The sequence below is a fragment of the Caballeronia sp. LZ029 genome (genome assembly GCF_031451275.1).
Lineage (GTDB): Bacteria > Pseudomonadota > Gammaproteobacteria > Burkholderiales > Burkholderiaceae > Caballeronia > Caballeronia jiangsuensis.
In genome coordinates, this window is the sequence record NZ_JARUXO010000003.1 from 1,371,342 (window position 1) to 1,397,471 (window position 26,130).

Here is a 26,130-nt window from a genome sequence, read left to right on the forward strand (position 1 = left end):
TCGTGAATTTTTTGCAACGATGTATTAAGTCTAGTTCGATTCATACGCGATTCCATCGGTTTTAACCTTGGTCCTGGCTAGTACGAAGCCGCACGAGACGGCTGACACCTTCGATTGATCGTCGGAACAAGGAGACATTCCATGGACATGGATCTGGAAAAACGCACCCTGCGCAAAATAAGCTGGCGCATCGTGCCGTTCATCATGCTGCTGTATTTCATCGCTTATATCGACCGCGTCAACATCGGCTTCGCGTCGATCACGATGAAAACCGATCTCGGCTTCACCTCATCGATGCTCGGCTTCGGCGCGGGCATCTTCTTCTGGGGCTACTTCATGTTCGAAGTGCCCTCCAACATCGTTCTTCACAAGGTCGGCGCGCGGCTGTGGATAGCCCGCGTGATGGTCACGTGGGGCATCATTTCCGCGATGATGGCCTTCGTTCAGGGGCCGACGAGCTTCTACGTCATACGCTTTCTGCTCGGCGCGGCGGAAGCGGGCTTCTTCCCCGGCATCATCCTGTATCTCAGCTACTGGTTCCCGGCGCGGCACCGGGCGGGCGTGACAGCGTTCTTCATGGCCGCCGCGCCGATCTCCACGGCGCTCGGCTCGCCGCTCTCCGCCGCATTGCTCGAAATGAACGGCGTGATGGGTCTGCGCGGCTGGCAATGGATGTTCATCCTCGAAGCCATTCCGGCGCTCATTCTGGGCGTCGTCGTGTTCTTCTACATGACCGACAAGCCCGAAAAGGCGAAATGGCTGAAGGACGACGAGCGCGCATGGCTCGTCAACGTGATGAACGCGGAAACCGCCAGCCGCGCCACGTCGGGCGCGAAGCACGGCATCATCAGCGGCCTCGCGAATCCGCGCGTGCTGGCGCTTTCGCTGATCTACTTCGGCACGTCGGCGGGCCTCTATACGCTCGGCATCTGGGCGCCGCAGATCATCCGCCAGCTCGGTGTTTCGTCGATGACGACGGGCCTCCTCAATGCGATTCCGCCGATCGTCTCGGTGATCGCGATGATCTTCTGGTCGCGCCATTCCGACCGCACCGGCGAGCGCACCTGGCACGTCGTGCTGGCGTGCGTCGCGGCGGCGATCGGCCTCGTGGTGGCGGCCATGGCCAACAGCGTCGTCGGGCTGATCGCTGCGCTGACGCTCGTGAATATCGGCATCAGTTGCGCAAAGCCGCCCCTGTGGACCATGCCGACGATGTTCCTCTCCGGCGCCGCAGCCGCGACGGGCATCGCCACGATCAATTCGATCGGCAATCTCGGCGGCTTCGCCGGCCCGGCGATGATCGGCTGGGTGAAGGATCAGACCGGCAGCTTCGCGGGCGGCCTCTACTTCGTCGCGGGCCTGCTCGTGCTGTCCGCCGTGCTCACGCTCTTGCTGGCCCGCACGCAGAAAGCGCCGGTCACGCCCGGCAACGCGGCCGTGCACTGAAAAGAACGCCTCTCCCCAATCACCACGACACGTCGTCAGAGGAATGCAACATGGATAAGGAACTCGCCATACAGTCCGTCACGGACACGATGGCCAAATTCACCGCTTACATCGGCAAGCGTCTGCCCAAGGATGTGAAGGCGAAGCTCGCGGAATTGCGCACGATGGAAACGAATCCGCTCGCCAAGTCGATCTACGACTCGATGGACGGCAATCAGGAAGCCGCCGACAAGCTGAATCGCCCGAGCTGTCAGGACACCGGCGTGATCCAGTATTTTGTCGAGGCCGGCGCGAATTTTCCGCTGCTCGGCGAGCTGGAGGAAATCCTGCGCGAAGCCACCGCGGGCGCGACCCGGATGGGACCGCTGCGCCACAACGCCGTGGAAACCTTCGACGAAAAGAACACCGGCACCAACACGGGCACGCAGATTCCGTGGCTCGACTGGCGCATCGTTCCGGAAAAGGATAGCTGCACCATCGACGTCTATATGGCCGGCGGCGGCTGCACGCTGCCGGGCGCGGCCAAGGTGCTGATGCCCGGACAAGGCTACGAAGGCGTGGCCGAGTTCGTGATGGACGTGATCACAGAGCGCGGCGTCAATGCGTGCCCGCCGCTTCTGGTCGGTATCGGCGTATCGACGTCGGTCGAGACCGCCGCGCGCCTTTCCAAGCTGGCGATCCTGCGGCCAGTCGATTCGAAGAGCGACAACCCGCGCGCCGCGCTGATGGAAGAACTGCTTGAGGACGGGCTCAACGAGCTCGGCATCGGCCCGCAAGGTCTGAAGGGCAACAACAGCGTGATGGGCGTGAACATCGAGTCGTCGGCGCGGCATCCGTCGACCATCGGCGTCGCTGTCAATACCGGCTGCTGGGCGCATCGGCGCGGCAAGATCCGCATCCATGCAGACCTGTCCTACGAAGTCCTTTCCCACGAAGGAGTGGTGCTGTGAAGAAGATTCTGACGACCCCCATCAAGAGCGAAGATCTGGAGGATTTGAAGGTCGGCGACGTCGTCTATCTGACGGGCCGCCTCGTGACGTGCCGCGATGTCGCGCATCGGCGGCTGATCGAACAAGGGCGGCAACTGCCTGTCGATCTCGAAGGCGGCGCGATCTTTCACGCGGGTCCGATCGTGCGCAAGAAGGACGACGGAAGTTTCGAAATGGTGTCCATCGGCCCGACGACGAGCATGCGCATGGAGAAGTTCGAGCGCGAGTTCATCGAGCAGACCGGCGTGAAGCTGATCGTCGGCAAAGGCGGAATGGGCCCGGAAACGGCCGCGGGCTGCGAGGAGCACAAGGCCGTGCACGCGATCTTTCCGGGCGGCTGCGCGGTGCTGGCCGCGACGCTCGTCGAGGAGATCGAAGGGGCGGAATGGCAGGATCTCGGCATGCCGGAAACCCTGTGGATCAATCGCGTGCGGGAGTTCGGGCCGCTGATCATTTCCATCGACACGAAGGGCAACAACCTGATTCAGCAGAACAAGGCCGTGTTCAACGAGAAGAAGAAGCCCATTCTCGACAGGATCAGCGCGCAGCTCGGCTTCATCAGGTAAGCCGCGCGCCGCCTAGCTGGCCGGACGCAGATACGCGAGCAACATGTCGAGCTGCATGGCGGCGATCGACGCCTGATGGCGTTGCTCGACGTAGTTGCGGCCGACGAATACATCGATGGTGTAGCGGTTCGACACGATGTAATAGCCCATGCCGACGAGCGTCACGTAGAAGTCCAGCGGATCGACGCCCTGACGGAACTGCCCCGCTGCCGCGCCGCGTTCGAGCGTGACGCGCAGCAGGTCGACCACCGGCGAGATGGTTTCGCGCAGGTGGCTCGAACGCTCCAGATAGCGCCCCTCGTGCAGATTCTCGTTATTGATGAGACTCAGCCACTGGGGGTTTTCCCGCAAATGCGTCCAGATGGACTTCGCCAGTTCGCGGATTGCATCGGCGGGCTGAAGGCCGGAAAGGTCGAGGCGCTGCTCGCGCTCCGCGAACTGCGCGTACATGGATTCGAGCACGGCGACGTACAACCCTTCCTTGCTTGCGAAGTAGTAGTACAGCATGCGTTCGTTCGTGCCCGCCGCCGTGGCGATGGCGTCGACCCGTGCACCGGCAAGGCCGAACTTCGTGAACTGCTCGGTGGCGGCTTCCAGAATGCGCCGTCGCGTGCCTTCCGGGTCTCTTTTTGCTCGTTGTTCGCTCATGGTTTGCGGCCCCCGATCGAATTACAACTGTTAATTGATGTCTGACATTATGCCGACCGTAACAGGCGCGGGGTTAGCTCCGAGTATAGGCATTGTTGCCGCCTTGACGACGAGAAAATGAAGCGCTGACAAAATAGCCTGCCGCTGCCTCCAGCGTGCTCAAGGATCGCGGAAAGACGCCGTTAACTGCGGCACAGACCGTTTCCGCCATCACTGACCTGGAGCGCTCAGCAATGAGTCGTAACCCAATCGTTCCGTTTGTCCACGGCGACGCGGATGGCAGTTTCATCGGCAAGTCGCCGGCGTTTCGTCAGCTCGTGCGCATGATCGACCGGATCGCGCCGACCGGACATCCCGTGCTCATCTTCGGGCCTACGGGTTCCGGCAAGGAGCTGGTTGCGCGCCGCGTTCACGCGGGCAGCGAGCAGCGCGATCACCCGTTCGTCGATATCAATTGCGGTGCGATTCCCGAGCATCTCGTCGAAGCCGAATTGTTCGGGCATGTCAAAGGCGCATTCACCGGCGCGGGCGAAACGCGTCAGGGCCTCTTTCAGCAAGTCGGCAAAGGCACGCTGCTGCTCGATGAAATCGGCGAACTGCCGCTCGCATTGCAGCCGAAACTGCTGCGCGCGCTGGAAACGCGCACCTTTCGCCCGGTCGGTTCGTCGACGAATCTGCGCTTCGAAGGACGTATCGTCGCGGCGACCCATCGCGACTTGCGCGAGCTCGCGAACGAAGGACGCTTTCGCGAAGACCTCTACTATCGTCTCGCCGTTTTCGTGCTGGCCGTGCCCGGTCTCGATCAGCGTGTCGAGGACATTCCGTCGCTGCTCACGCACTTCGCCGCACAACATCCGCGCAAGCTCGAATTCTCCGCCGCCGCGATCAGGCAGCTCTGCGCGCATCCGTGGCCCGGACACATTCGCCAGTTGCGCAATCTCGTCAGCCAGTTGAGCGTGCTCGCGGAGAGCACGACGATCGATGCCGACGCACTCGCGCCGTTTCTCGCCAACGAGAAGGCCGAGCGCGTCTCGCGTGCGAATCTCGCCGACATGCTTTTGCAACTCGAAGGCCGCGACAAGCTCGCGGCCGCCGAAGATCTGCTCGTCGATCACGCGCTCGAACGCAGCGGCGGCAACAAGAGCGCGGCGGCCGTCCTGCTCGGGGTCGGGCGAAAGACCATCGAGCGCCGGCTCAAGGCGCGGGAGCAGCATCATCGAAACGCGCGCATCGATCTGACGCGTGCGAATGCGCTCATCGACGATGCCCGTTTCGCGGAAGCCGCGCCGCTTCTGCGCCGCTGTCTGGAAACGTTGCAGGCGAATGGCGAGCAGGAGGACGTGCGGCGTCTGCAGTTCGACGCGTATCGTCTGCTCGGCATGAGTCTGCGCAGCGTGCACGGCTGGCTGCACGCCGAAGCGACCGCGTGCTATGCGGCCGCGCTGAAGATCGGCGAAGGACTCTGCGATACGCGCGAAATCGCGATGATCCAGTTCGGCATCTGGACGACGCAGCTCACCACGCTGCAACTCAAGCACGCGCGCGCGACGGCGCAGGACATGCTGCAACGCGCGCAAAACAGCGGCGATTCCGTCGCGCTGGACGAAGCGCACGTCGCGCTGACCAACACGCTGTTCTGGCTCGGCGACAGCGAGGAAGCGCTGGCCTGCCTCGCGCGCGGCAATCTCTCCGGCATCGGACGGCACGATGCGCGCACCGGTTCGCAAGGCATCGATCTGGCCGCGCTGGCGTTGACGTTCGAAGGGCTATCGGCCTTCCACACCGGCGCGTTCGATCGGGCGCGCCACGCGATGGACATGCTGATCGAGCGCGCATCCGATGCGGGCGGCCATGCGTTCGCACACGCGATCAATCTGCAGGGCGCGGCGTGGCTCGCGTGTCTCTTCGACGATATGGAACGGCTCGGCCGGCTTGCGAGCGAACTGGAAGGCATCTCGATCAGACACGGCTTCGCGTTCTATCGCGGCGTGGGACAGGTGCTGCGCGGCTGTCACGTCGCTTCGCTTGACCGCATCGATGAAGCAGAAGCCGTCATGCTGGATGGCTTCGACAACCACATGATGAGCAACGGCGGCGCGCTGTTCTTCTCGTTCAAGGCATGGCAGCACGGCGAACTGCTTTTGCGCGCGGGCCGCGCAGCGGATTGCAAAACCATGCTCGCCGGCGCGATCGAAGAAACGCTCGCGCGCCAGGAGCGCGTCTATATGGGCGAACTGCTCGTCACGCAGGCGCGTGCTCAATGGGCGCTCGGCGATCTTAGCGCCGCGGAATCTGGATTGCGCACGGCGCTTTCGACAGCGCTCGCGCTCGGTTCCGTGCCCGCGCGCGTGGACGCCGCGCGCCATCTCGCCGGGTTGCTGCGTGCATCGGGGCGTATCGACGAGGGCATCGACACGCTCGAACGTGCGTTGCGCACGCTCGTTCCGGGCGCAACGCCTCGCGTGGATGCCGCGATGGATCTGCTGGCCGAACTTCGCGAGGAATCGCGCTCGCCCGTGCTCACGGACCGACGCGTTCGCGCCGGATGAACTGGACGGAATCGTCCACATCGGCTCGTCCGCGCGGACGCGACTGACCGTTTTTTCGGCTCTATCCGCGCCGACGGATCGGACGACGCATGAATAGCATGCACTGGCACGGCGGTTGCTTGATAGTGCCTTCCACCCGAACGCGTTCGTGCGCCTCAGTCATGCTTCAATTCATCATCGAAAGAGACCTGCTGCATCTGGAGCGCGTCGTCGAACAGGCTTGCGACGGCACGTTTCCGTTCGCGTACTGGCATGCGCGCATCGATTCGCTCAGACGGCCGACCCTGGCGTTGCCACTCGCGCAACGCATCGATCGTCTGAAACGCAAGTTGTCCATGCTCGAATCGACACAGCGATGAAGCCAGTCAATGCAGCTTGACTCGCGGCGCGAGCAAGCGTCCGAGTCCATGCGCCGCGAGTCCGAACACAGTCCGGCGCAAGCCCGATACGGCAACGAGATGCTTTCGATAAAGCGCCGCGTACATCAGCTTCGCAATGAACCCTTCGACGAAGAACTTTCCGGTGCTGGTGATGCCGGCCACGCTGCCTACCGCTGTCGGCGAACCCAGCGACACGAGCGAGCCGTGATCCTTGTACATGAACGCACCGATCGCGCGACCTTCGATGCGCGCGCCGAGCGCCTTGCATAAGAACATCGCTTGCTGGTGCGCGGCCTGCGCTCTCGGCGGCACGAGTACGTCCGCCGTCCACGCGCAACTCGCGCAATCGCCCAGCGCGAAGATGTTCGCGTCGGTTTCGCTCTGCAGCGAAGGCGTGACCTTGACCTGATTGATGTGATTCACGGCGATGCCGTCGAGCGATGCCAGAACGCCCGGCGCCCTGATGCCGGCGGCCCAGATCGTGATGTCGGCGGGAATAGATACGCCGCCCGCGACCTCGACGCTTTCCGGCCGCACGCTCGTCACGGATGTCGATACCTTCACCGCGATGTTCATCTTTTCGAGCGTGTCGCGCGTGGTATCGGACACCCTTTGCGCAAGCGCGGGCAACACGCGATCGCCTCGTTCCAGCAGCGAGATGCGCATGGCCGCGCGAGGGCTTTCGGAGAGCAGCCTGAACTGCTTCAACGTGTGCTCCATGCGCCTGAGTTCCGCCGCGAGCTCGACGCCCGTCGCGCCCCCGCCGATGATGGCGATGTCCACCGCCTCATTCGTTTCCGTCGTGCCGTGCGCGCGCTTTCTGAGGCACACCTGAAGCAGACGCTTGCGCAAGCGCTCCGCCTGTTCGAGCGTATCGAGCGCGATGGCGTGTTCTTCCGCGCCCGGCACGCCGAAGAAATGCGTCCGGCTGCCGAGGGCGAGCACCAGCGTATCGTATTCGAGGCCGCGAGGCGGCAGCACTTCGGCATCGCTGTCATCGGATTCGAACATCGGACCGATCTTCACGGAACGGCTCGCGCGGTTGAGCGCCGTCATCTCGCCATGAACGAACGTGAAGCCGTTCCAGTGAGCGTGGGCCGCATAGGCAATTTCGTGCGCGTGAGTATCGAGGCTGCCGGCGGCGACTTCATGCAATAGCGGCTTCCACACATGCACGGCGCAACGATCGACCAGCGTCACGTGCGCGCGTCCCGCCTTGCCTAACCGGTTGCCGAGCCGGGTGGCGAGTTCGAGACCGCCCGCGCCGCCCCCTACGATTACGATCCGATGCATCGGCTGCCCTCTCGTTCAGTTGTAGCCCAGAATGGCGGCCGAATTGGCGTCCGCGCGTTCCGGGACATTGCCGGCCATGATGGAAACGGGTCCTTCCAGCAGCTTCGAATATGACGAACTGCGCGCCTTGTCGATGACATGCTTCGACGTGGGAAAATGACCTTTCAGGAAAGCCTGGAAAGAAAATGCGTCGTCGTCGATATAGTGGTTCATGTTTTGGATAAGAACGTCCGGTTCATAAAGCGGTGATGTCGGATCGATTCTCATGGCACCATTAATGGCCTGCAAACGAAATAAATACTCAACGTTGTGCGTAACGGGAAGGATGTGTGAGACGCAAGATACCGAGCATCGATGCTTTGATCGCCTTCGAGGCGGCAGCCCGACATCTGAGCTTCACTCGCACGGCCGAAGAGCTGTCGCTGACACAGAGTGCGGTGGGACGTCAGGTCGCGAGCCTGGAGGAATATCTCGGGACGCCGCTTTTCAACCGCTTCAAACGAAGAATCAGTCTCACCGAAGCGGGCGAGATCTACGCGAAGCGCGTGCGCGAGAATCTGGAGCGACTCGAACGCGACACGCTGGCCGCGATGGCGCACCGTAGCGCGGGCGGCATTCTCGAACTCGCGGTCATCCCGACATTCGCCACGCGGTGGCTGATCCCGAGGCTTCCCGAGTTCTATGCGGCGCACGATGACATCGTCGTGAATCTGACCACGCGAGCCGCGCCGTTTCTGTTCAAGGACACGCCATTCGATGCCGCGATTCATTTCGGCGATCCGGTGTGGCCCGGTTCGGTCGCGAAGTATTTGTTCGGAGAAGAGATCACCGCCGTGTGCAGTCCGCGATTGCTTGCGGGCAGAGCGAAACTCGCGCCCAGGGACGTCGCCGGCTTTACGTTGCTGCATCAGTCGGCGCGTCCGGATGCGTGGCGGCAGTGGCTGGCTCAGGCGGCCGTACATGACGTCGACAGCATGAAGGGTCAGCGATACGAGCTGTTCTCGATGCTCGTCGAAGCGGCGAAAGCGGGTCTCGGCATCGCACTGGTGCCGAGGTTCCTGGTCGCGCATGAGCTTCGTTCTCACGAACTGGTGCGGCCTTTCGAGTTGTCCTTGCCGAGCGACAAGGGCTATTACCTCGTCTATCCCGAGCGCAAGCAGAACTCTCCGCTGCTGCGAACATTCGAACACTGGCTGCTGATCGCGGCGCAGTCATACATCGAGACCGAGGAGTGAGCGCCATCATGCAAGCCGATAAGCCATCATCCAATCGACGACTCGAACAGGCTCGCCGCCTGCTCGCACTCGCGCAAACGGGACTGCACTACACGACCGGCGTATTCGACAAGGAGCGTTACGAAGAAATAGCGGCGATCGCTCATGCGCAAATCGCCGATATCGCCTCGATGGAAACAGGCAAGGTGGCCGAACTCTTCGCGTTCGAGTCAGGCTATGCGAACCCGAAACTCGACGTCCGATGCGCCGTGTTCAACGAGGCCGGACAGATCCTGCTCGTGCGCGAGGCCGCCGATGGACTGTGGTCGCTGCCCGGCGGCTGGGCCGACGTGGGGTTGTCCCCCGCCGAGAACGCCGCCAAGGAAGCGCGCGAGGAAAGCGGCTATACGGTCGAAATCGTTCGCCTGCTCGCGGCCTGGGATACGGCGAAGCATCCTCATCCGCCGTCGGTATTTCATATCTGGAAGCTCGTTTTTCTCGGTGAGATCGTGCGAGCGGGCGACGTGATCGGCGCGGAAACCGATGCCGTCGCATTCTTCGATCTCGATCGCCTTCCATCGTTGTCGCTGGGGCGGATCATGCCCGCGCAGATTCGACGGCTGGACGAACTGCGGCGCGGCAACAAGGTGGACTTCGACTGACGGCAATTAATCGATGGCGAAGCTGTGAAAGGCGGCATAAAACATGGACGGTTAGTTGCATCATATTAATAGTTAGTCATCCGATTCAATTCGATCCGACACGCAAGCTACTTATCGAGCAACGCCTCGCGATGCGCGTTCGCCAATTCCGCCATGCTGTTGAATCGGAAGTCGATTTTCGGCTGAGCGCCCGGGTCCATCGTCGCGCCGAAACCGGGCTGCGAATGACGGCGATAAATCCAGCACGATGCAAGGCCGAATCCATTGGCGGGTTTGTGATCGTGGAAGAGGCTTTCGGCGGTATGCAGAATGGTTTCCTTCCGGATACCGCGCTCGCCCAGTTTTTCCAGCATGTATTCGAAATTGCGCGGCGAAGGCTTGTACGATCCGATATCTTCCGCCGTCATGATCGCGTCGAATTCAACCTGTAGCCTTGCATTGCTATGGGCAAAGCTCTCGTTATCGACATTCGACAGAATCACGAGCTTGTAATGCTGCTTCAGATACCGGAGCGCATCCGCGGAATCCGGGAAAGCCGGCCAATCGCGAATCGAGCGGCCGTAAGCGATGCAATCGTCCTGAGTGAAGGACACGCCCCACTCTTCCGCGAGCCGTTTATAGACGATAGCCAGAAGCTCCTGATAGCGCTTGCCCGGCGTGTACTTCTGCTGCGACGACTCGTGACGCGCGTGCGCCTCCAGAACCTGATCGCGTGTCAATGCAGGTTCGACGCGATCCAGCAACGGGCGCAGCGCCTCGAAAATCCCTGTTTCCCAGTCGATCAGCGTGCCGTAGCAGTCGAACGTCAGCGTGTCGAAGTCGGTCAGTTTCACAGTCGCTCCTGTCGGTCGATAAGGATGATATGGATCACGGCATCGCGCTCGCCGTCATGTTACAAAACCGTGCGTTCCGGAGTATTCATTGCATCGAGTTGGTGTATCGTCAGTCCACTGCTTGCGCTCAAAGCGCGTGGAATACATCAGCAATATAATCCTATGAATCTTCGGGTTGCCTTTATCCCAGTCTTGATCCGCATCGGAGGAACAGATGGAATCTGCCTTTGACGTTTATGCGGGATTCGACATCTCGGTCGCGACGCGACGCAACGAACGCGGCGCATGGGTGGCCGACCTCTCCGTGAATCGCGATGGCAAAGCCGCGCTCGCTCCCTGGCCCGAAACCGTTCAGCCGGAATGGCGCACCCAGGACGAGGCGATACGCGACGGCATCGAACGGGCGCGGCGCGTGATCACGCAACATCTCACCGATCACCCCAATCATTCCTGGGTTGCTACACGCCGGCACGCGCAAACGTGGTTCACCACCGAAACGGAACGACTTTCCGGACACACGTTCACGCCCGGTAAATAGACCATTTCGTCGCTTCCGGAACGCGCCGGAATATCACGGGGATCATTCGCGCGCCGCTTTTGAATCGCGCGGGCATTCGCCGTGATGTGTCGATCGATTCGATCAACCGCTTCATGCAATCGAACTCTTCAGATGCCCAACAACACACCCGAACCACAAGCAGTCTGTAATCCGATTTCCCGAAGCGCGATCTTCATCGTCGCAACTGTGGCGCACGGCGAAGACAAAGCCGATGTCGTGCGCTCATGGTGCGGCGATATCGCGGCGCTGGTCCGCGCGGTCGGCACCCGTGCGCCCACAGCGAACCTGTCGTGCGTTTGCGGCTTCGGCGCCGATGCGTGGGACCGGCTCTTCGGCGCGCCGCGCCCCGCTTCGCTGCATCCGTTTCGCGAGTTCGGCCAGGGCGATCGCCGCGCGATCGCGACGCCCGGCGACATGCTCCTGCATATCCGCGCCGATCACATGGACCTGTGCTTCGAGCTCGCATCGCAGATGCTCAACAAGCTAGGCGATGCAGTCACGGTCGTCGATGAAGTGCATGGCTTTCGCTACTTCGATCTGCGCGACATGGTCGGCTTCGTCGACGGCACTGAAAATCCGAGCGGCAAGAGCGCCGCGCGCTACACGATCATCGATGAAGAAGATCCGGATTTCGCGGGCGGCAGCTATGTGATCGTGCAGAAGTATCTGCATAACCTGGATGCGTGGAACGGCCTCACCGTCGAACAGCAGGAGAAGATCATCGGGCGCGAAAAGTTATCCGATGTCGAGCTCGACGAATCGATCAAGCCTTCCTGTTCGCACAGCTCGCTCACGACGATCGACGATAACGGCAAGGAAGTGAAGATTCTCCGGCACAACATGGCTTTCGGCCGCCCGGGCGCGAAGGAGTTCGGCACGTATTTCATCGGCTATGCGCGCACGCCCGCGCCGATCGAGCAGATGATGGAGAACATGTTCGTCGGCAGGCCGCCGGGCAACTACGACCGGCTGCTCGACTACAGCCGCGCGGTAACGGGCGGCCTCTTCTTCGTGCCGTCCAACGATCTGCTCGACGAGCTGCCCGACCGGAACCCGAACGCGGCGCCGGCCTCCATCGGCGATAGCCAGCAAGAAAACGAAAGCGAAGGCACATTGAACATCGGCTCACTCAAAGGAACGTCACAAGATGAATAACCTGCATCGAGAGCTTGCGCCGATCTCCGGCGCCGCATGGTCGCAGATCGAAGCGGAAGTCGCCCGCACCTTCAAGCGCGCGCTCGCGGGCCGCCGTGTCGTCGACGTGAAGAGTCCCGGCGGCGTCGCGCTGTCGGGTATCGGCACGGGACATCAGACGAAGATCGCAGCGCCGAAGCAAGGCGTCCTGGCGAACCTGTACGACGTGAAGCAGCTCGTGCAGCTCACCGTGCCGTTCACGCTGCAACGTGAAGCCATCGACAGCGTGGAGCGCGGCTCGAACGACGGCGACTGGCAGCCCGCCAAAACCGCCGCGAACGAGCTCGCGCTCGCCGAGGACAGCGCGATCTTCGACGGCTTCGCGGCCGCCGGCATCACCGGCATTCGCGAAGGCAGTTCGAACGCGCCCACGTTTCTGCCCGCCGACGTCGCCGACTATCCCGCCGCGATCAGCCAGGCGCTCGAAAAGCTGCGTCTCGCCGGCGTCGATGGTCCCTACTCCGTGCTGCTCGGCGCGGATGCCTATACCGCGCTCGCCGAAGCGAGCGATCAGGGTTATCCGGTCATCCAGCATATCAAGCGCATCGTGAGCGGCGATCTCGTATGGGCGCCCGCGCTTCAGGGCGGCTGCGTGCTGTCCACGCGCGGCGGCGACTACGAACTGCATATCGGACAGGATTTGTCGATCGGCTATACGAGCCATACCGACACAGCCGTACAGCTCTATCTGCGCGAAACGCTCACGTTCCTGATGTTGACGAGCGAGGCTTCCGTTTCCATCGCGGCTGGCGAGTAGCCGCATCAGAAGAATTGCCGATAAGAAAATCTATGAGGGGAATGCACTGCTTTTCTGGCGGTGGTGCGGCCTGAGTTGACGATTGCATCGTAGGGCGCGTGATCGTTCGGGCCGGGCATCGACCGCCCTGAACATGGAGATAACGATCATGGCTGCCCTTTGCGAAATTTGTCATGCCCGGCCCGCGGTTGCACAAGTGACCGTCGTGCAGAACGGCCAGCGCAAGTCGATGTCGATCTGCGAGTACGACTACCGCCAGTTGATGCGGCATCAAAGCATGCTGAACCCGTTCGATTCGCTGTTGGGCGGCGGCGGGCTGTCGCGCCTGATGGGCGGCATGCCCGATGCCGGCGATGAGAACGACGATGAAGACATGGTGGCTTCGGTGCCGCGCGATTCCGTCGATGTCACTGATGCCTTCAGCGAGCAGACGATGGAACTGCTGCAGCGTGCCGCTGAAAAGGCACACGAACTGCAGAAGACCGAGCTCGACACCGAACAGGTGCTGTATGTGCTCGCCGACACCGACGTCGTTCAGGCGCTGTTCAAGGAGCTGAAGCTTTCGCCCGACGACATCAAGCGCTATATCGATGAGCACGCGCAGAAAGGCAAGGCGGAACCCGATGCGCCGGTCGAGAAGATGACGATTTCGCCGCGTCTCAAGAAGGCGTTTCAGTACGCATTTCAGGCGTCGCGCGAACTCGGTCATTCTTATGTCGGTCCCGAGCATGTGCTGATCGGTCTCGCTTCCGTGCCCGACAGCATCGCGGGCACGCTTCTGAAGAAATACGGCGTCACGTCCGAGGCCCTGCGCCAGAAGGTGGTGAAAGTCGTCGGCAAGGGCGCGGAAGACGGGCGTGTCGATACACCCACCGGCACGCCGACACTCGACAAGTTCGGCCGCGATCTCACCGCGATGGCGCGGCAAGGGAAGCTCGATCCCGTGCTCGGGCGCGCGCAGGAAATCGAGAGCACGATCGAAGTGCTCGCGCGGCGCAAGAAGAACAACCCTGTCCTGATCGGCGAGCCGGGCGTCGGCAAGACCGCGATCGTCGAAGGACTCGCGCAGCGCATCGTCAATGACGACGTGCCCGAGGACCTGCGCAACAAGCGGCTCGTCGAGATCAACATCAATTCGATGGTCGCGGGCGCGAAGTATCGCGGTGAATTCGAAGAGCGCGCCAAGCAGCTCATCGACGAGATTTCCGCGAAGCAGCACGAGTTGATCGTGTTCATCGACGAGCTGCATACGATCGTCGGCGCGGGTCAGGGCGGCGGCGAAGGCGGACTGGATATCGCAAACGTGCTGAAGCCCGCGCTCGCACGCGGCGAGCTGAGCCTGATCGGTGCGACCACGCTCAACGAGTATCAAAAGTACATCGAGAAGGACGCGGCGCTGGAACGGCGCTTTCAGCCGGTGCTCGTGCCCGAGCCGACGGTCGAGCAGACCATCGTCATTCTGCGCGGCTTGCGCGACAAGCTCGAAGCACATCATCAGGTGACCTTCGCCGACGATGCGTTCGTCGCGGCGGCGGAGTTATCGGATCGATACATCACGTCGCGTTATCTGCCGGACAAGGCTATCGATCTTATCGATCAGGCGGCGGCGCGGGTACGCATCCGTTCGAAGTCGCGTCCGCCCGAGATTCAGGAACTCGAAGCGGAGATCGCGCAATTGAAGCGCGAGCAGGATTACGCGTCCTCGCGCAAGCGCTTCGATCAGGCGAAGGGCTTCGAGGAACGCATCAACGAGAAGCAGGCGAAGCTCGATGAACTGACCGAAGCGTGGCAGCGCAAGACCGGATCGGAGACGCTCGAAGTGACGGTCGCATCGGTCGCGGAAGTCGTGTCGCGTCTCACGGGCATTCCCGTCACCGAGCTCACGCAGGAAGAGCGGCAGAAGCTGCTCGACATGGAGAACAAGCTGCGCGAGCGCGTCGTCGGGCAGGACGAAGCCGTGGTCGCCGTCAGCGATGCAGTGCGTCTCTCGCGCGCGGGCATGGGTCAGATGAACCGGCCGATCGCGACGTTCCTCTTTCTCGGCCCGACCGGCGTCGGCAAGACCGAACTCGCGAAGGCGCTCGCGGAAACCGTGTTCGGCGACGAACAGGCGGTGATTCGCATCGACATGTCGGAGTATATGGAGCGGCATGCGGTGGCGAGACTCATCGGCGCGCCGCCGGGATATGTCGGTTATGACGAGGGCGGTCAGTTGACCGAACGCGTGCGCCGCCGTCCGTACAGCGTGATCCTGCTCGATGAAATCGAAAAGGCGCATCCCGACGTGAACAACGTGCTGCTACAGGTTTTCGACGATGGCCGCCTCACCGATGGCAAAGGTCGCGTGGTCGATTTCAGCAACACGATCATCATCGCGACGAGCAATCTGGGCGCGTCCGTCATCATGGATAACCTCGAAAAGAGCGACAAGGAACGCGATTCGGAGAAGGCCATGCGCGCGAAGCTGATGGACGTGCTCAAAGGCCACTTCCGTCCGGAGTTCCTGAACCGTATCGATGAAATCATCGTGTTTCATGGGCTTTCGCGCGAGAACATCCGCTCGATCGTGCAGATACAAATCGATCGCGTCAAGCGCACTGCCGCGGCGCAGGACATTACGCTCAAGGTTCAGGAACCGGTCATCGATCATCTCGCCGATGTGGGTTATCGGCCCGAGTTCGGCGCGCGCGAATTGAAACGCCAGATTCGTCAGGAACTGGAAACGCATCTCGCGAAAGAGATTCTCGGCGACAAGCTGAAGTCAGGCGATACGGTCGATGTGAGCTTCGACAATGAAACCGACAAGGTCGCGTTCACCAAGGTCGAAGCCCCGGCGCAATCGAAGGAAAAGGAAAAGAAAGCCAGGCCCGCCGCGAAGAAAAGCGCGACGAAGTCCGAAGGCAAGAAGGAATCCGCGAAGAGCGAAAGCTGATCGCCTGCATGAAGCGAAGGCGGCGCTGTCAGCCGCTTTCGCTTCCAGTCATCTTTTCAAGGAGCATGGACATGGCCAGTCAACAAAGCGGCTTGAGCGACGACTTCATCGCGAAACAACGCGAGCGTCTGCTGGCGCTGAAACGCGAATTGCTCGGCAACGAGGAAGGCGGCATTGCGGCCGAGCGTCGATTGCAGGAGGAGCGCGGTTCCGAAGCCGAAGAGTATGAGGACGATGCCCAGCGCATGGAGCAGGACATCGCGAATCAGGCATTGCGCAACGTGAACGACGGGCGCATCGGCAATATCGAGCGTGCATTGGCGAAGATCGCGGACGGCACCTACGGTCTCTCCGACGAAAGCGGCGTGCCCATTCCAAAAGCGCGTCTCGACGCGATACCCGAAGCCATACTCACGGTCGAAGAACAGGAGAAGCGCGAAGCAGGCCGATGACGCAGCATCACGCCGCGATGCCGCTGCAAGTACCAGGCGCGGTCGAGCACGTTTGCCGTCGAACTGCTAACCTCGGGCGAATCCAATCGAATTGCGACGAGGAGCGTGAAGCATGAGCGCATTGCCCGAGTATGTGCCGCCGGCCGTGTGGACCTGGACCAAGGAAAGCGGCGGACGTTTTGCCAGTATCAACCGGCCGATCTCCGGACCGACGCATGAGAAGGCGTTGCCGGTCGGCCGTCATCCGCTGCAGCTCTATTCGCTGGCAACACCCAATGGCGTGAAGGTCACCGTGATGCTCGAAGAACTGCTCGCGCTCGGTCATCGCGGCGCGGAGTACGATGCGTGGCTCATTCGCATCGGCGATGGCGATCAGTTCGGCAGTGGCTTCGTGGACATCAATCCGAATTCGAAGATTCCGGCGCTGGTGGACCGCAGCGGCGCGACGCCCGTGCGCGTATTCGAATCCGGCGCGATCCTGCTCTATCTCGCGGAAAAGTTCGGTGCATTGGTGCCGACGGACCCCGCACAGCGCGCGGAATGCCTTTCGTGGCTCTTCTGGCAAATGGGCAGCGCGCCGTATCTCGGCGGCGGCTTCGGGCATTTCTATGCTTATGCGCCGAGCAAGATGGAGTATCCGATCGACCGATTCGCAATGGAAGTGAAGCGTCAACTCGATGTGCTCGACAAGCGTCTCGCTGACAGCGCGTATATCGCCGGCGACGCGTACACCATCGCCGATATAGCCATCTTTCCGTGGTACGGCGGCCTCGTGAACGGCTGGCTATACGATGCGGCCGAGTTCCTTTCCGTCCACGAATACAGGCATGTGCGACGCTGGGCCGACACGATCGGCGCGCGTCCCGCCGTGCAGCGCGGGCGCATGGTCAACCGTACCTTCGGCGAGCCTTCGACCCAGTTGCACGAGCGCCATGACGCGTCCGACTTCACCACGCGCACACAGGACAAAGTCGCCACGGAAAAGTGACGCATGGAACTGCGCCATCTGCGCTACTTCATCGCGGTCGCGGAACTGCGCAGCGTGCGCGCCGCGTCCGAGCATCTGCATGTCACGCAGCCCGCCATCTCGCGGCAGATTCAGGATCTCGAAGAGGCCATCGGCGCAACGCTCTTCGAACGCACGCCGCGTGGACTGAAGCTGACGCCCGCGGGCATCGCGTATCTGAGTGAAGCGCGCGATATCCTCGCGCGCGTCGATGCGGCGAACCGGCTCGCGCATCGCATCGCGTCCGGCGTGCAGGGGCATTTGCGCGTCGGCTTCGTCGAGAATGCATCGTGGAGCGGGCTGGTCTCGTCGGCGCTGAGCGCGTTTCAGCAATCCGCAAGCGACGTCGCCCTCGAATTGCAGCCGATGAACACGCCCGAGCAACTCGACGCCATCGCGGCCGAGCGTCTCGACGGCGGCTTTTGTTATCGCTTCGGCGCGTTGCCTGAAGGCTTCGCGAGCGTGCCGCTGCTGGAACAGAGCGTCGTGCTCGCGGTGCCCGATGCATGTCCGCTCGGCAAGAACGGGCCGGTCAAGGCGGTCGATTTGATCGGGCTGCCCTTCATCGCGTTTCCACGTCATGTATATGCAGCGTATTACGACCGCCTCGTCTCCGCTTGCGCCGAGCGCGGTCTCACGCTCGATATCCGTCAGGAAGCCTCCACCGAAACCGCGATTCTCTCGCTCGTCGCGGCAGGCGTCGGCGCGGCGCTCGTCAATGCGGCCAATCGCGATCGTCCGCCCGCCCGCGTGCGATTCGTCGACGTAGCGGATCTGTCCGTGCGTCTGCCGCTGGAATTCTGCTTTCTCGCGCAACACGGCAACGCGGCCTTGCAGCGTTTCATCGATCTGCTGATAGCGCATCGGCCCGAATAGCCGCGATGCCTGCGAGGCATCACCTGCTGCATGAAACGGCATTGGCCACGCGCTTTATCGTCGGCAATAGTGGAGTCGAACTCACTCGATTCGAACTCCGCTCATGTCAACGCTCCCCTCGCTCATCGCTACCGATATCGACTACGAACGCATCGGTTTTCAAACCGGCACGCTGCGTTTGCCGTGGTCGCACGACCGCTCCGCCTACGGTCATATTCCGATTCCGCTCGCCGTCCTGAATGCGGGCGACGGTCCCACCGTGCTGCTCACGGGCGGCAATCATGGCGACGAATACGAAGGCCCCGTCGCGTTGATGAAGCTGATGCAGCGCATGCCGGAACTCGCGATTCGCGGCCGGCTGATCGTGATTCCCGCGCTCAATATGCCCGCGTTTCTCAACGGCTCGCGCACATCGCCCATCGACGGCGGCAATCTCAATCGCCTCTTTCCGGGCGCGCGTCACGGCAAGCCGACGGAGATGATCGCGCATTACATCGAAACCGAATTGCTGCCTCGCGCGGATGTCGTCATCGATCTGCACGCGGGCGGCGCATCGTTCGATCATGCGCCGACGCTGCTCGCTTCGCCGCCATCGAAGAACAATGAAGCACGCCGCGCGCGTTATCTCGATCTCGTGCGCGCGTTCGGTGCGCCGAACACGATGGTGATGGACCTGCTCGGCGAGGACCGCACGTTCGCGGCGGCCGCCGAGCGCCACGGCAAGCTCTTTCTATGCGGCGAGTTCGGCGGTCACGCGGGCTGCGATGTGGCCAATCTCGCGATCGTCGAACATGGCTTGCAACGCGTGCTTCAGCGTCTGGGCGTCTTGCGCGACGAGCGCATCACGCCCGCACCGGCGACGCGCTATTTCCGTGTCGAGGGCGCGCAGCACTATGTCTACGCGCCTCATGCGGGCGTGTTCGAGGCCGCCTTTTCGCTCGATGACGATGTGCGCGCAGGCCAGCTCGCGGGCCGTCTCTTCGATCCGCACGAGCCCTGGCGCGCGCCGCGCGAGATCGCGTTTCGCGGCGCGGGCCGCGTGATGTGCGCGCGCACTTTCGCGCGCGTCGAAGCGGGCGACTGCATCGCGCTCATCGCCGCCGAAACCTCTCTCGACTGACACTCAAGGAGCACATGCATGAGCGCTCATCCCCTGCCCGCGCGCGCGGGCACGTCCATCGACGTGCGGCATCCGACGTATATCGTGCTGTTGTTCTTCGTCTGCTTCGCGTTCTCGTATCTCGACCGCCAGATCGTCAGCATTCTCGTGCAGCCGATCAAGCTGACGCTCGGCATCACGGATACGCAAATCGGCTTGCTGCAAGGCTTTTCGTTCACGATGTGCTATGCGACAGCGGGCGTGTTCGTCGCGCGTCTCGTGGATCGCGCAAACCGCGTGCGCCTGATCGCGGCATGCGTCGCGATCTGGGCGATATCGACGGCGCTCTGCGGCTTCGCGACCAGCTTCGCGGAACTGCTCGCAGCACGCGCCGGCACCGCGATCGCGGAAGCGGCGCTAAGTCCCGCGGCGCTCTCCATCTTCAGCGACATCTTTCCGCCGCGCAAGGTCACGCGTGCGAGCAGCGTCTTCATGCTCGGGCCGTATATCGGCGGCGGGCTCGCGCTATTCGGCGGCGGCATGCTGCTCTCTGCGACCGGCGGCGATACGAGCGCGCAGCTCGCGGCGCACGGCTTTACGCCGTGGCAGGCGGTGTTCGTGCTCGTCGGTCTGCCGGGTCTCGTGCTGGCGGCGCTTGTCGCATTCACGGTGCGCGAGCCCGCAAGACATGAAGCCGATGAACGCATGCACGCCGGCGACGATGCACTGCCCTCGCTGCGCGAAGTGCTCGTCGAACTGTTCGTGCGCAATCGCTTCTGCGCGCCCTACTTCGCCGCGTATGTCGCGCTCATCACGTTGTTCTATTCGCATGCCGCGTGGTTTCCGACGCTTCTGATGCGGCATTTTCATCTCGCGCCATCGGAGGTCGGCAAGATGGCCGCGCCTGCCTACATGATCGGCGGAATGATGGGCGTCGCGGCGGCGGGACTGCTTGCGGGGCGCGTCACCGATGAACGCACGCTGCGCAAAGTGCTGACGATATCGACCGGCGCGGTGGCCGCGCTCGTGCCCGCCGCAATCGCGATGCCGCTCGTCGCTCACAGCACGCTCGCGATCATCCTGTATGGCGCTTGCGCACTGGCCGCGAGCATCGCGATGGCGCTTGCGCCCGTGCCGTTGCAGATCGCCGTGCCGAACCGCATGCGCGGCCGCTCCATCGCCTTGCTCGTCTTCATGACCAACGCGATCAGCGGCGGTCTCGGACCGCTCGCGGTAGGCTATCTGAACGAACGTCTCGGCGGCCCGCATGCGCTGGCGATCGTCGGCGGAAGCGCGGCGCTCGCGAGTGCATTGCTTTATGCGCTGGCGACGGCCCGCATATCGGCCGCGCGAAAGGAGGCTTGCTGATGAACCATCACGCATTCAGTTGCCGTATCGGCGACATGACGATAACGCGCATCGACGAAACGGCATTCGCGCTCGCGCCGCAGAAGCTCTATCCCGATTGGGACGATGAATTGGGCACGGACGCAATCGAACTGCGCACGCATCTATGGGTGATCGAGCGTGACGGTCTCGTGTTCGTCGTCGATACGGGCATCGGCAATGGCAAGTCGCGCCCCTTCAGCGGGCTCTTCGACCAGCTCGACAATCCCGTGCTCGAACGCTTCGCAGCCGCCGGTTTCGATCGGCACGCGGTCGATTATGTGTTGCTCACGCATCTTCATGTCGATCATGTCGGCTGGAATACGCACTGGGAGAACGGACATTGGGCGCCGGTGTTCCCGAACGCGACGCATGTGTTCGGCGAACGCGAGCGCGCATTCTTCGATACACCCGGCGGCGAACCGCGCCGCATGGTCTATGCGGACAGCGTGCTGCCGCTCATCGATGCGGGCCTCGCGCGCACGATTCCGGATGAAGGCGCGACGCTCATCGAAGGCGTTCGCTTCGTGCCGACATTCGGACATAGCGCGGGACATATGGCGATCGAGATGCAATCGAACGGCGAAACCGCAATCTTTTCCGGCGATGTGATGCACAGCCCGATTCAGGTCGCCATGCCGCATTGGAACTCCGTGTTCTGCCAGCAACAGCAGCACGCGCGTGCTTCGCGCGACCGGCTGCTGAAACGCGCGGTCGAATCCGAAGCCGTCGTGTTCACCGCGCACTTTCCTCAGACATCAGCCGGGAGAATCCAAGAAACGGCGGATGGTTTCGCGTGGCGTTATCTTGCAGCGAACGATTGACGCGTCTCATAAGGACTTAATAAATTCCTGCAACGGGCATGAGTGCATAAAAATAAATGCACGTCATCCCTTTTTCATTAATGATCCAACCGTTGCAGTGCGCAAAAACACGATTGACGCCGCCCCGGCGATGCTGTCACGATTCGTAGGCCGTAAGGATCTGCTATCTCTCTGTTACTTCTTTTCATGAGACGAATAGCAGATCGATCCCGAAGACTCTGATTACAGCGTCCTTACTACGCGATAGCCGACATACGGGAGAACGTCCATGCTGAACGCTCGGGCTGGCGCCAGATCCACCGATAACATCCGGATCATTGCGGCTTTTCTCATGCTGGTCGCAGCGGGGTTTCTCGCGATCCGCATGGTCATCATCTATCACTATTCGCTGACCTATGTGTCCGACCATGCGCGGGCCTTCAGCGATTTCAATTTCTACTATTACGCGTTCAGCACCGTGCTGAACTCACCGCACGATCCATCGCTCATCTATAACAACGAGCATCTGGTTGCCTATCTGTCGAATCTCGGCGCCAACCTGGACGATATCCTCATCTATTGTTATCCGCCGCAGTTCGCGGTGATCTTTTCTCCATTCGCGTTGTTGCCGTCGTTCACCGCGAAACTCGTCTGGGTCGCGATGTCGGTCGTGCTGTGCATCGTCGGCGCGATTCTGCTTGCGAGGATGTCTTATCGCGGTGAAGACAGGCGCGTGACGGCGCTGCTCATCGCGGTGACGTTGTTGAGCTTTCCGGTACTGCATGACGCTTATCTCGGGCAATCGAACCAGCTTCTGTTCTTTCTGCTCGCGACGCCGTTCTTCCTGATCGAACGCGGCAATCGCTGGCTGGCGGGCCTCTTTCTCGCATTTGCAGTGGTGTTCAAGGTGACGCCGCTCGCGGTCGTCGGCCTGCTGCTATTGCGACGTGAATGGCGCACGGTGATATCGACAGGCGTCTGCGCCATCGCGCTCACGCTCTTCACCGCAAGCAGGCTGGGCTTTCGCGTGATCTGGGAGTACCTGACCGTCGAGATCGCACGCGCGCAAGCGCAGATCCTGAGCGCGGGCGGCCTGCCGGGCAATAGCTCCGTGCGCGGCGCCTTGCAGACGATATCGGAGAAGCTCGGCATGCCGGCATCCGAGGCAACGCTTCACACGACGCAGACGATCTTCGCCGTAATCATCTGTCTGTTCGCATGCTATCTCGTGATCCGCCGCAGTCGCGAAAGGCGCATGGACTACGCGCTCGCCTGCATGACGATGCTGCTCGCCGCGCCGATCCTCGAACCGATTCACATGGTCGTCGCGCTGATTCCTCTGGTGATTCTGCTCGGCACGGCGCTGGAACAACGCGATCTGCAACTGTCCGCGCTCGCGCCGCGTGTCGAGTTGTTCCTTCTCGCGATTGCGGTGCTCCTTCTGTTCTTCATGGAGCGATCCGCGATGTACACCGTCTCGGCGCTGATTACCTATGTGCTGTGCGTCGCGCGCTATTTCCCGCCCGCGACGGCGCTTCGGCGCAATCGGAACGCGGACACCGGCGGTTTCGACTCGCGGATCGCGTGAGATTTACGAGAGGTTAGCGCACGCCCAGCAACGCCTTCGGTTCGAGAAACGCCTCGATACCGAAGGTGCCGTATTCGCGCCCGATACCCGACTGCTTGAATCCGCCGAACGGCGCAGCCGGTTCGTGCGCGAGCGTATTGACGAGCACGCGCCCCGCGTCGATACGCTCCGCAACCGCATTCGCGCGCGCGGCGTCCGATGAAGCGACGTAGGCTTGCAGGCCGTACGGCGTATCGTTGGCAATCGCGATCGCATCCTCGGTATCGCCGTAAGCGATGATCGACAGCACCGGACCGAAGATTTCCTCACGCGCAATCGTCATGTCGTTCTTCACATCGCTGAAGACGGTCGGACGCACGAACCAGCCTGTATCGACGTTATCCGGACGTCCCTCGCCGCCCGCGATCAACCGCGCGCCCTCGTCGATGCCGATACGGATATAGCGCTGCACGCGCTCCCATTGCTTGCGGCTCACCATCGGTCCGATGCTGGTTTGCGGATCGCGCGGATCGCCTGATCGAATCCTGCCCACCGCATTCACGATCCTGTCCTCGAACGCCGCGAGCCGCGCGCGCGGCACCAGAATGCGCGTGCCGGCAATGCACGCCTGCCCGCTGTTCATGAAGCCCGCGTCGAGCGCGAGCGGCACGGCTGCGTCGAAATTCGCATCGTCGAGCACGATCATCGGCGACTTGCCGCCGAGTTCCAGCGTCACGCGCTTGAGCGTATCGGCGGCGGTGCGCAGGATCGTCTTGCCGACAGCCGTCGATCCGGTGAACGACAGCTTCGCGATATCGGGATGCGCGCTGATCTCCGCGCCGACGGTTTCGCCACGTCCCGTGACGATATTGAACACGCCTGCGGGAAGCCCCGCTTCATGCAGCGCCTCGGTGACGACGCGCGTCTGCATCGCGCTCATCTCGCTCGGCTTGATGACGGCCGTGCAGCCCGCCGCAAGCGCGGCCGCGAGCTTGCCGCAGATGAAACCGGCATCGCTGTTCCACGGCGTGATCAGTCCCGCGACGCCGAGCGGCTGCATGACGACCTTCGCCGTCCCGGCTTCGCGCACGAACGAAAACGTTTCGAGCACCGTCGCCGCTTCGAGCAGTACGTTGCCCGCGTGCTGCGCCATCCAGCGTCCGCGCGACACCGGCGCTCCGTATTCCGCAACGATCGCCTCGAAAAGCTCGTCCTCTTTCGCGACGACGGCGGCATGCATGCGCTTCAGCATGTCGATGCGCTCGCGCTTGTCGGTCCGCGAGAACGCGGGGAATGCGCGCTTCGCGGCCGCGATCGCATGGCGCGCGTCCTCGGCATCGGCGAGACGCACGCGACCGATGACCTGTTCGGTGGACGGATCGTAGAGGTCGAAAAGCTCGCTGCCGTGAGGCGTAACGAACGCGCCGTCGATGTAGATCTGGTCGATAAAGTGCATGTCCGATTGGTCCGATTCGATGTAGTGAGCCCAAAGATAAGGCGTTTGCATTGATTCGACTAGACGTACAATCCGGCATGACCTCTTGAGCGATTTAGCATAATGAAAACGTCCGGTCTCGCCGAACTCGAAGCCGTGCTGGCCGTCTCGCGACATCGCAGCTTCCGCGCCGCCGCGAGCGAACTGAGCGTATCGACATCCGCGCTCAGTCATTCGATCGCCGGGCTCGAAGCGCGCATCGGCGTGCGGCTCTTCAATCGCACGACCCGAAGCGTGTCGCTGTCCGAGGCCGGCGCGCAGTTCGTGCAGAACGTGGCGCCCGCACTGTCGACCATCCGCGATGCGCTCGAACAGGCCGGCAGCTTTCGCGATACGCCGTCGGGCACGTTGCGCATCAACACGTCGGTGGGCGCGGCGCATCAGGCGATGCCGGTCTTCGTCGCGTTTTTGCAGCGCTATCCCGACATGAAGCTCGATATCGTCACCGAAGGACGTCTGATCGATATCGTCGTCGAAGGCTTCGACGCGGGCATCCGTTTGCTGGAAACCGTACCGCAGGACATGATCGCGGTGCCCTTCGGCGAGCGTCAGCGTTTTGCCGTCGTCGGCAGTCCGGCGTACTTCTCGGAGCACAAGCCGCCGCGCACGCCCGCCGATCTCGCCGCGCATCGCTGCATACGCAGCCGGATGCCGAGCGGGTCGATCTATCAGTGGGAATTCGAGCGGCACGGTCAGACGGTGCGCATCGACGGCGACGGCGCGCTGACGCTGGACGAACCGGGCATGATGCTGGCGGCGGCGCGCGCCGGGCTCGGTCTCGCCTATCTGACCGAATGGAATGTCAGCGCGGATCTCGCGGCAGGCACGCTCGTGCGCGTGCTCGAAGAATGGACGCCGCCGCTCGACGGGCTATGCCTCTACTATCCGGGCCGGCGTCACGTGCCCGCCGGCTTGCGCGCGTTGATCGACATGATCCGCGACTACGCCGATGCGAATCGCAAGCGCGTGGCGCCGACCAGGAAGCGCAGGCAGGCCAATTCAAAGGCTTAACGCCGTCATCAGTTTTGTTTATCGCGATTCCGGCTTCGGTTCCGTCGAACATTGCGTGGACGCGCTCGCTACGCAAGGGTTCCGCGTCATCGCGACGCTGCCTTGCACTCGACGGTCGAGCCTCATCCACAGGTTAACCCTTTCTTTTTGCGCTCCGTGAACGGCGTACGTTCGAACCCGCGGGCAAATGGGCGCGTTGCGCGTCATGCCATCGCGTCATCAATCGAACGACAACGATGAGGGGTGTTCAAGAGTGAAAGGTCAACTGAAGCCATTGATTGCGGGCGTGCTGTTGTATGCGGCTGCCGTCGCAACGCCGGCATTCGCGCAAAGCAGCGTCACGCTGTACGGTATCGTCGACGATTCGATCGTCTACCAAAGCAGCCAGACGAACCTGAACAGGTCGACCCCGG

Annotated in this window: 24 protein-coding genes and 1 pseudogene; 20 read left to right on the forward strand and 5 right to left on the reverse strand. The window is 62.2% G+C overall.

Going from position 1 to position 26,130, the window contains the following annotated elements:
* Nucleotides 1–141 precede the first annotated feature (141 nt).
* The 3 genes from QCE73_RS25550 to ttdB are packed head-to-tail and all read left to right on the forward strand — an operon-like array spanning nucleotide 142 to nucleotide 3,001.
* Nucleotides 142–1,446 (forward strand): MFS transporter, encoded by a 1,305-nt coding sequence (locus QCE73_RS25550; protein ID WP_309884098.1) that lies wholly within the window; start codon nucleotides 142–144, stop codon nucleotides 1,444–1,446.
* A gap of 50 nt (nucleotides 1,447–1,496) precedes the next feature.
* Nucleotides 1,497–2,396 (forward strand): L(+)-tartrate dehydratase subunit alpha, encoded by a 900-nt coding sequence (ttdA, locus tag QCE73_RS25555; RefSeq protein ID WP_309884099.1) that lies wholly within the window; start codon nucleotides 1,497–1,499, stop codon nucleotides 2,394–2,396.
* On the forward strand, nucleotides 2,393–3,001 hold the full coding sequence (gene ttdB / locus QCE73_RS25560) for a L(+)-tartrate dehydratase subunit beta (protein ID WP_238212232.1): 609 nt from the start codon (nucleotides 2,393–2,395) through the stop codon (nucleotides 2,999–3,001). Before ttdA ends, ttdB begins: the two co-directional genes overlap by 4 nt.
* Nucleotides 3,002–3,013: 12 nt before the next feature.
* Here the strand turns inward: ttdB and QCE73_RS25565 are convergent, their stop codons facing one another.
* A complete protein-coding gene (locus QCE73_RS25565; RefSeq protein ID WP_035500501.1) occupies nucleotides 3,014–3,649 on the reverse strand; it encodes a TetR/AcrR family transcriptional regulator in 636 nt (211 codons plus the stop codon).
* Nucleotides 3,650–3,882: 233 nt separating this feature from the next.
* Here QCE73_RS25565 and QCE73_RS25570 point away from each other — a divergent pair, with 233 nt between their 5' ends.
* Nucleotides 3,883–6,198: a sigma-54 dependent transcriptional regulator gene (locus QCE73_RS25570; protein ID WP_309884100.1), complete on the forward strand. Its 2,316-nt coding sequence runs from the start codon at nucleotides 3,883–3,885 to the stop codon at nucleotides 6,196–6,198.
* A gap of 161 nt (nucleotides 6,199–6,359) precedes the next feature.
* Nucleotides 6,360–6,557, forward strand: a complete 198-nt coding sequence (locus QCE73_RS25575) for a hypothetical protein (protein WP_035500500.1) — start codon at nucleotides 6,360–6,362, stop codon at nucleotides 6,555–6,557.
* A 6-nt stretch (nucleotides 6,558–6,563) separates the two neighbouring features.
* On the opposite strand, the gene QCE73_RS25580 is transcribed toward QCE73_RS25575, so the two are convergent.
* Both QCE73_RS25580 and QCE73_RS25585 read right to left on the reverse strand, forming a co-directional pair.
* The gene (locus tag QCE73_RS25580) at nucleotides 6,564–7,871 is read right to left on the reverse strand and encodes an NAD(P)/FAD-dependent oxidoreductase (protein WP_309884101.1); all 1,308 of its coding nucleotides are present in this window, start codon (nucleotides 7,869–7,871) and stop codon (nucleotides 6,564–6,566) included.
* Between the two features lie 15 nt (nucleotides 7,872–7,886).
* Nucleotides 7,887–8,138 (reverse strand): hypothetical protein, encoded by a 252-nt coding sequence (locus tag QCE73_RS25585; protein WP_309884102.1) that lies wholly within the window; start codon nucleotides 8,136–8,138, stop codon nucleotides 7,887–7,889.
* Between the two features lie 62 nt (nucleotides 8,139–8,200).
* On the opposite strand from QCE73_RS25585, the gene QCE73_RS25590 reads away from it, so the two are divergent.
* Nucleotides 8,201–9,106: a LysR substrate-binding domain-containing protein gene (locus QCE73_RS25590; protein ID WP_035500495.1), complete on the forward strand. Its 906-nt coding sequence runs from the start codon at nucleotides 8,201–8,203 to the stop codon at nucleotides 9,104–9,106.
* An 8-nt stretch (nucleotides 9,107–9,114) separates the two neighbouring features.
* Nucleotides 9,115–9,747 (forward strand): NUDIX hydrolase N-terminal domain-containing protein, encoded by a 633-nt coding sequence (locus tag QCE73_RS25595; RefSeq protein WP_309884103.1) that lies wholly within the window; start codon nucleotides 9,115–9,117, stop codon nucleotides 9,745–9,747.
* A 107-nt stretch (nucleotides 9,748–9,854) separates the two neighbouring features.
* Here the strand turns inward: QCE73_RS25595 and QCE73_RS25600 are convergent, their stop codons facing one another.
* Nucleotides 9,855–10,580 carry a haloacid dehalogenase type II gene (locus QCE73_RS25600; protein ID WP_309884104.1) on the reverse strand — a complete coding sequence of 242 codons (726 nt, stop codon included), beginning with the start codon at nucleotides 10,578–10,580 and terminating at the stop codon, nucleotides 9,855–9,857.
* A gap of 214 nt (nucleotides 10,581–10,794) precedes the next feature.
* Between QCE73_RS25600 and QCE73_RS25605 the strand changes: the two genes are divergently transcribed.
* The 11 genes from QCE73_RS25605 to QCE73_RS25655 all read left to right on the forward strand — a co-directional run bounded on the left by QCE73_RS25605 (nucleotide 10,795) and on the right by QCE73_RS25655 (nucleotide 23,232).
* On the forward strand, nucleotides 10,795–11,118 hold the full coding sequence (locus tag QCE73_RS25605) for a DUF6566 family protein (RefSeq protein ID WP_309884105.1): 324 nt from the start codon (nucleotides 10,795–10,797) through the stop codon (nucleotides 11,116–11,118).
* A 132-nt stretch (nucleotides 11,119–11,250) separates the two neighbouring features.
* Nucleotides 11,251–12,294, forward strand: a complete 1,044-nt coding sequence (locus QCE73_RS25610; protein WP_309884106.1) for a Dyp-type peroxidase — start codon at nucleotides 11,251–11,253, stop codon at nucleotides 12,292–12,294.
* On the forward strand, nucleotides 12,287–13,090 hold the full coding sequence (locus QCE73_RS25615; protein ID WP_187606788.1) for a family 1 encapsulin nanocompartment shell protein: 804 nt from the start codon (nucleotides 12,287–12,289) through the stop codon (nucleotides 13,088–13,090). The genes QCE73_RS25610 and QCE73_RS25615 overlap by 8 nt, the downstream gene beginning before the upstream one ends.
* Before the next feature lie 148 nt (nucleotides 13,091–13,238).
* On the forward strand, nucleotides 13,239–16,022 hold the full coding sequence (locus QCE73_RS25620; RefSeq protein WP_309884107.1) for an AAA family ATPase: 2,784 nt from the start codon (nucleotides 13,239–13,241) through the stop codon (nucleotides 16,020–16,022).
* Nucleotides 16,023–16,093: 71 nt separating this feature from the next.
* Complete coding sequence (locus tag QCE73_RS25625) at nucleotides 16,094–16,474, forward strand: TraR/DksA family transcriptional regulator (protein ID WP_309884108.1); 381 nt, start codon at nucleotides 16,094–16,096, stop codon at nucleotides 16,472–16,474.
* A gap of 112 nt (nucleotides 16,475–16,586) precedes the next feature.
* Nucleotides 16,587–17,462 (forward strand): glutathione-dependent disulfide-bond oxidoreductase, encoded by an 876-nt coding sequence (yghU, locus tag QCE73_RS25630; protein ID WP_309884109.1) that lies wholly within the window; start codon nucleotides 16,587–16,589, stop codon nucleotides 17,460–17,462.
* Nucleotides 17,463–17,465: 3 nt separating this feature from the next.
* On the forward strand, nucleotides 17,466–18,356 hold the full coding sequence (locus QCE73_RS25635; protein WP_309884110.1) for a LysR family transcriptional regulator: 891 nt from the start codon (nucleotides 17,466–17,468) through the stop codon (nucleotides 18,354–18,356).
* Between the two features lie 103 nt (nucleotides 18,357–18,459).
* Nucleotides 18,460–19,476, forward strand: coding sequence for a succinylglutamate desuccinylase/aspartoacylase family protein (locus QCE73_RS25640; RefSeq protein ID WP_309884111.1), 1,017 nt, complete (start codon nucleotides 18,460–18,462; stop codon nucleotides 19,474–19,476).
* Nucleotides 19,477–19,494: 18 nt separating this feature from the next.
* A complete protein-coding gene (locus QCE73_RS25645; protein WP_309884113.1) occupies nucleotides 19,495–20,823 on the forward strand; it encodes an MFS transporter in 1,329 nt (442 codons plus the stop codon).
* Nucleotides 20,823–21,665 carry an MBL fold metallo-hydrolase gene (locus QCE73_RS25650; protein ID WP_309884114.1) on the forward strand — a complete coding sequence of 281 codons (843 nt, stop codon included), beginning with the start codon at nucleotides 20,823–20,825 and terminating at the stop codon, nucleotides 21,663–21,665. Before QCE73_RS25645 ends, QCE73_RS25650 begins: the two co-directional genes overlap by 1 nt.
* 331 nt (nucleotides 21,666–21,996) lie before the next feature.
* On the forward strand, nucleotides 21,997–23,232 hold the full coding sequence (locus tag QCE73_RS25655) for a glycosyltransferase family 87 protein (protein ID WP_309884115.1): 1,236 nt from the start codon (nucleotides 21,997–21,999) through the stop codon (nucleotides 23,230–23,232).
* 13 nt (nucleotides 23,233–23,245) lie between these two features.
* Here the strand turns inward: QCE73_RS25655 and QCE73_RS25660 are convergent, their stop codons facing one another.
* Nucleotides 23,246–24,667, reverse strand: a complete 1,422-nt coding sequence (locus tag QCE73_RS25660) for an aldehyde dehydrogenase family protein (RefSeq protein ID WP_309884116.1) — start codon at nucleotides 24,665–24,667, stop codon at nucleotides 23,246–23,248.
* 102 nt (nucleotides 24,668–24,769) lie between these two features.
* Between QCE73_RS25660 and QCE73_RS25665 the strand changes: the two genes are divergently transcribed.
* Entirely contained in the window at nucleotides 24,770–25,717 is a 948-nt protein-coding gene (locus QCE73_RS25665; protein WP_309884117.1) for a LysR substrate-binding domain-containing protein, read from the forward strand.
* A gap of 187 nt (nucleotides 25,718–25,904) precedes the next feature.
* A pseudogene (locus tag QCE73_RS25670) lies at nucleotides 25,905–26,130 on the forward strand (hypothetical protein); the annotation flags it as partial.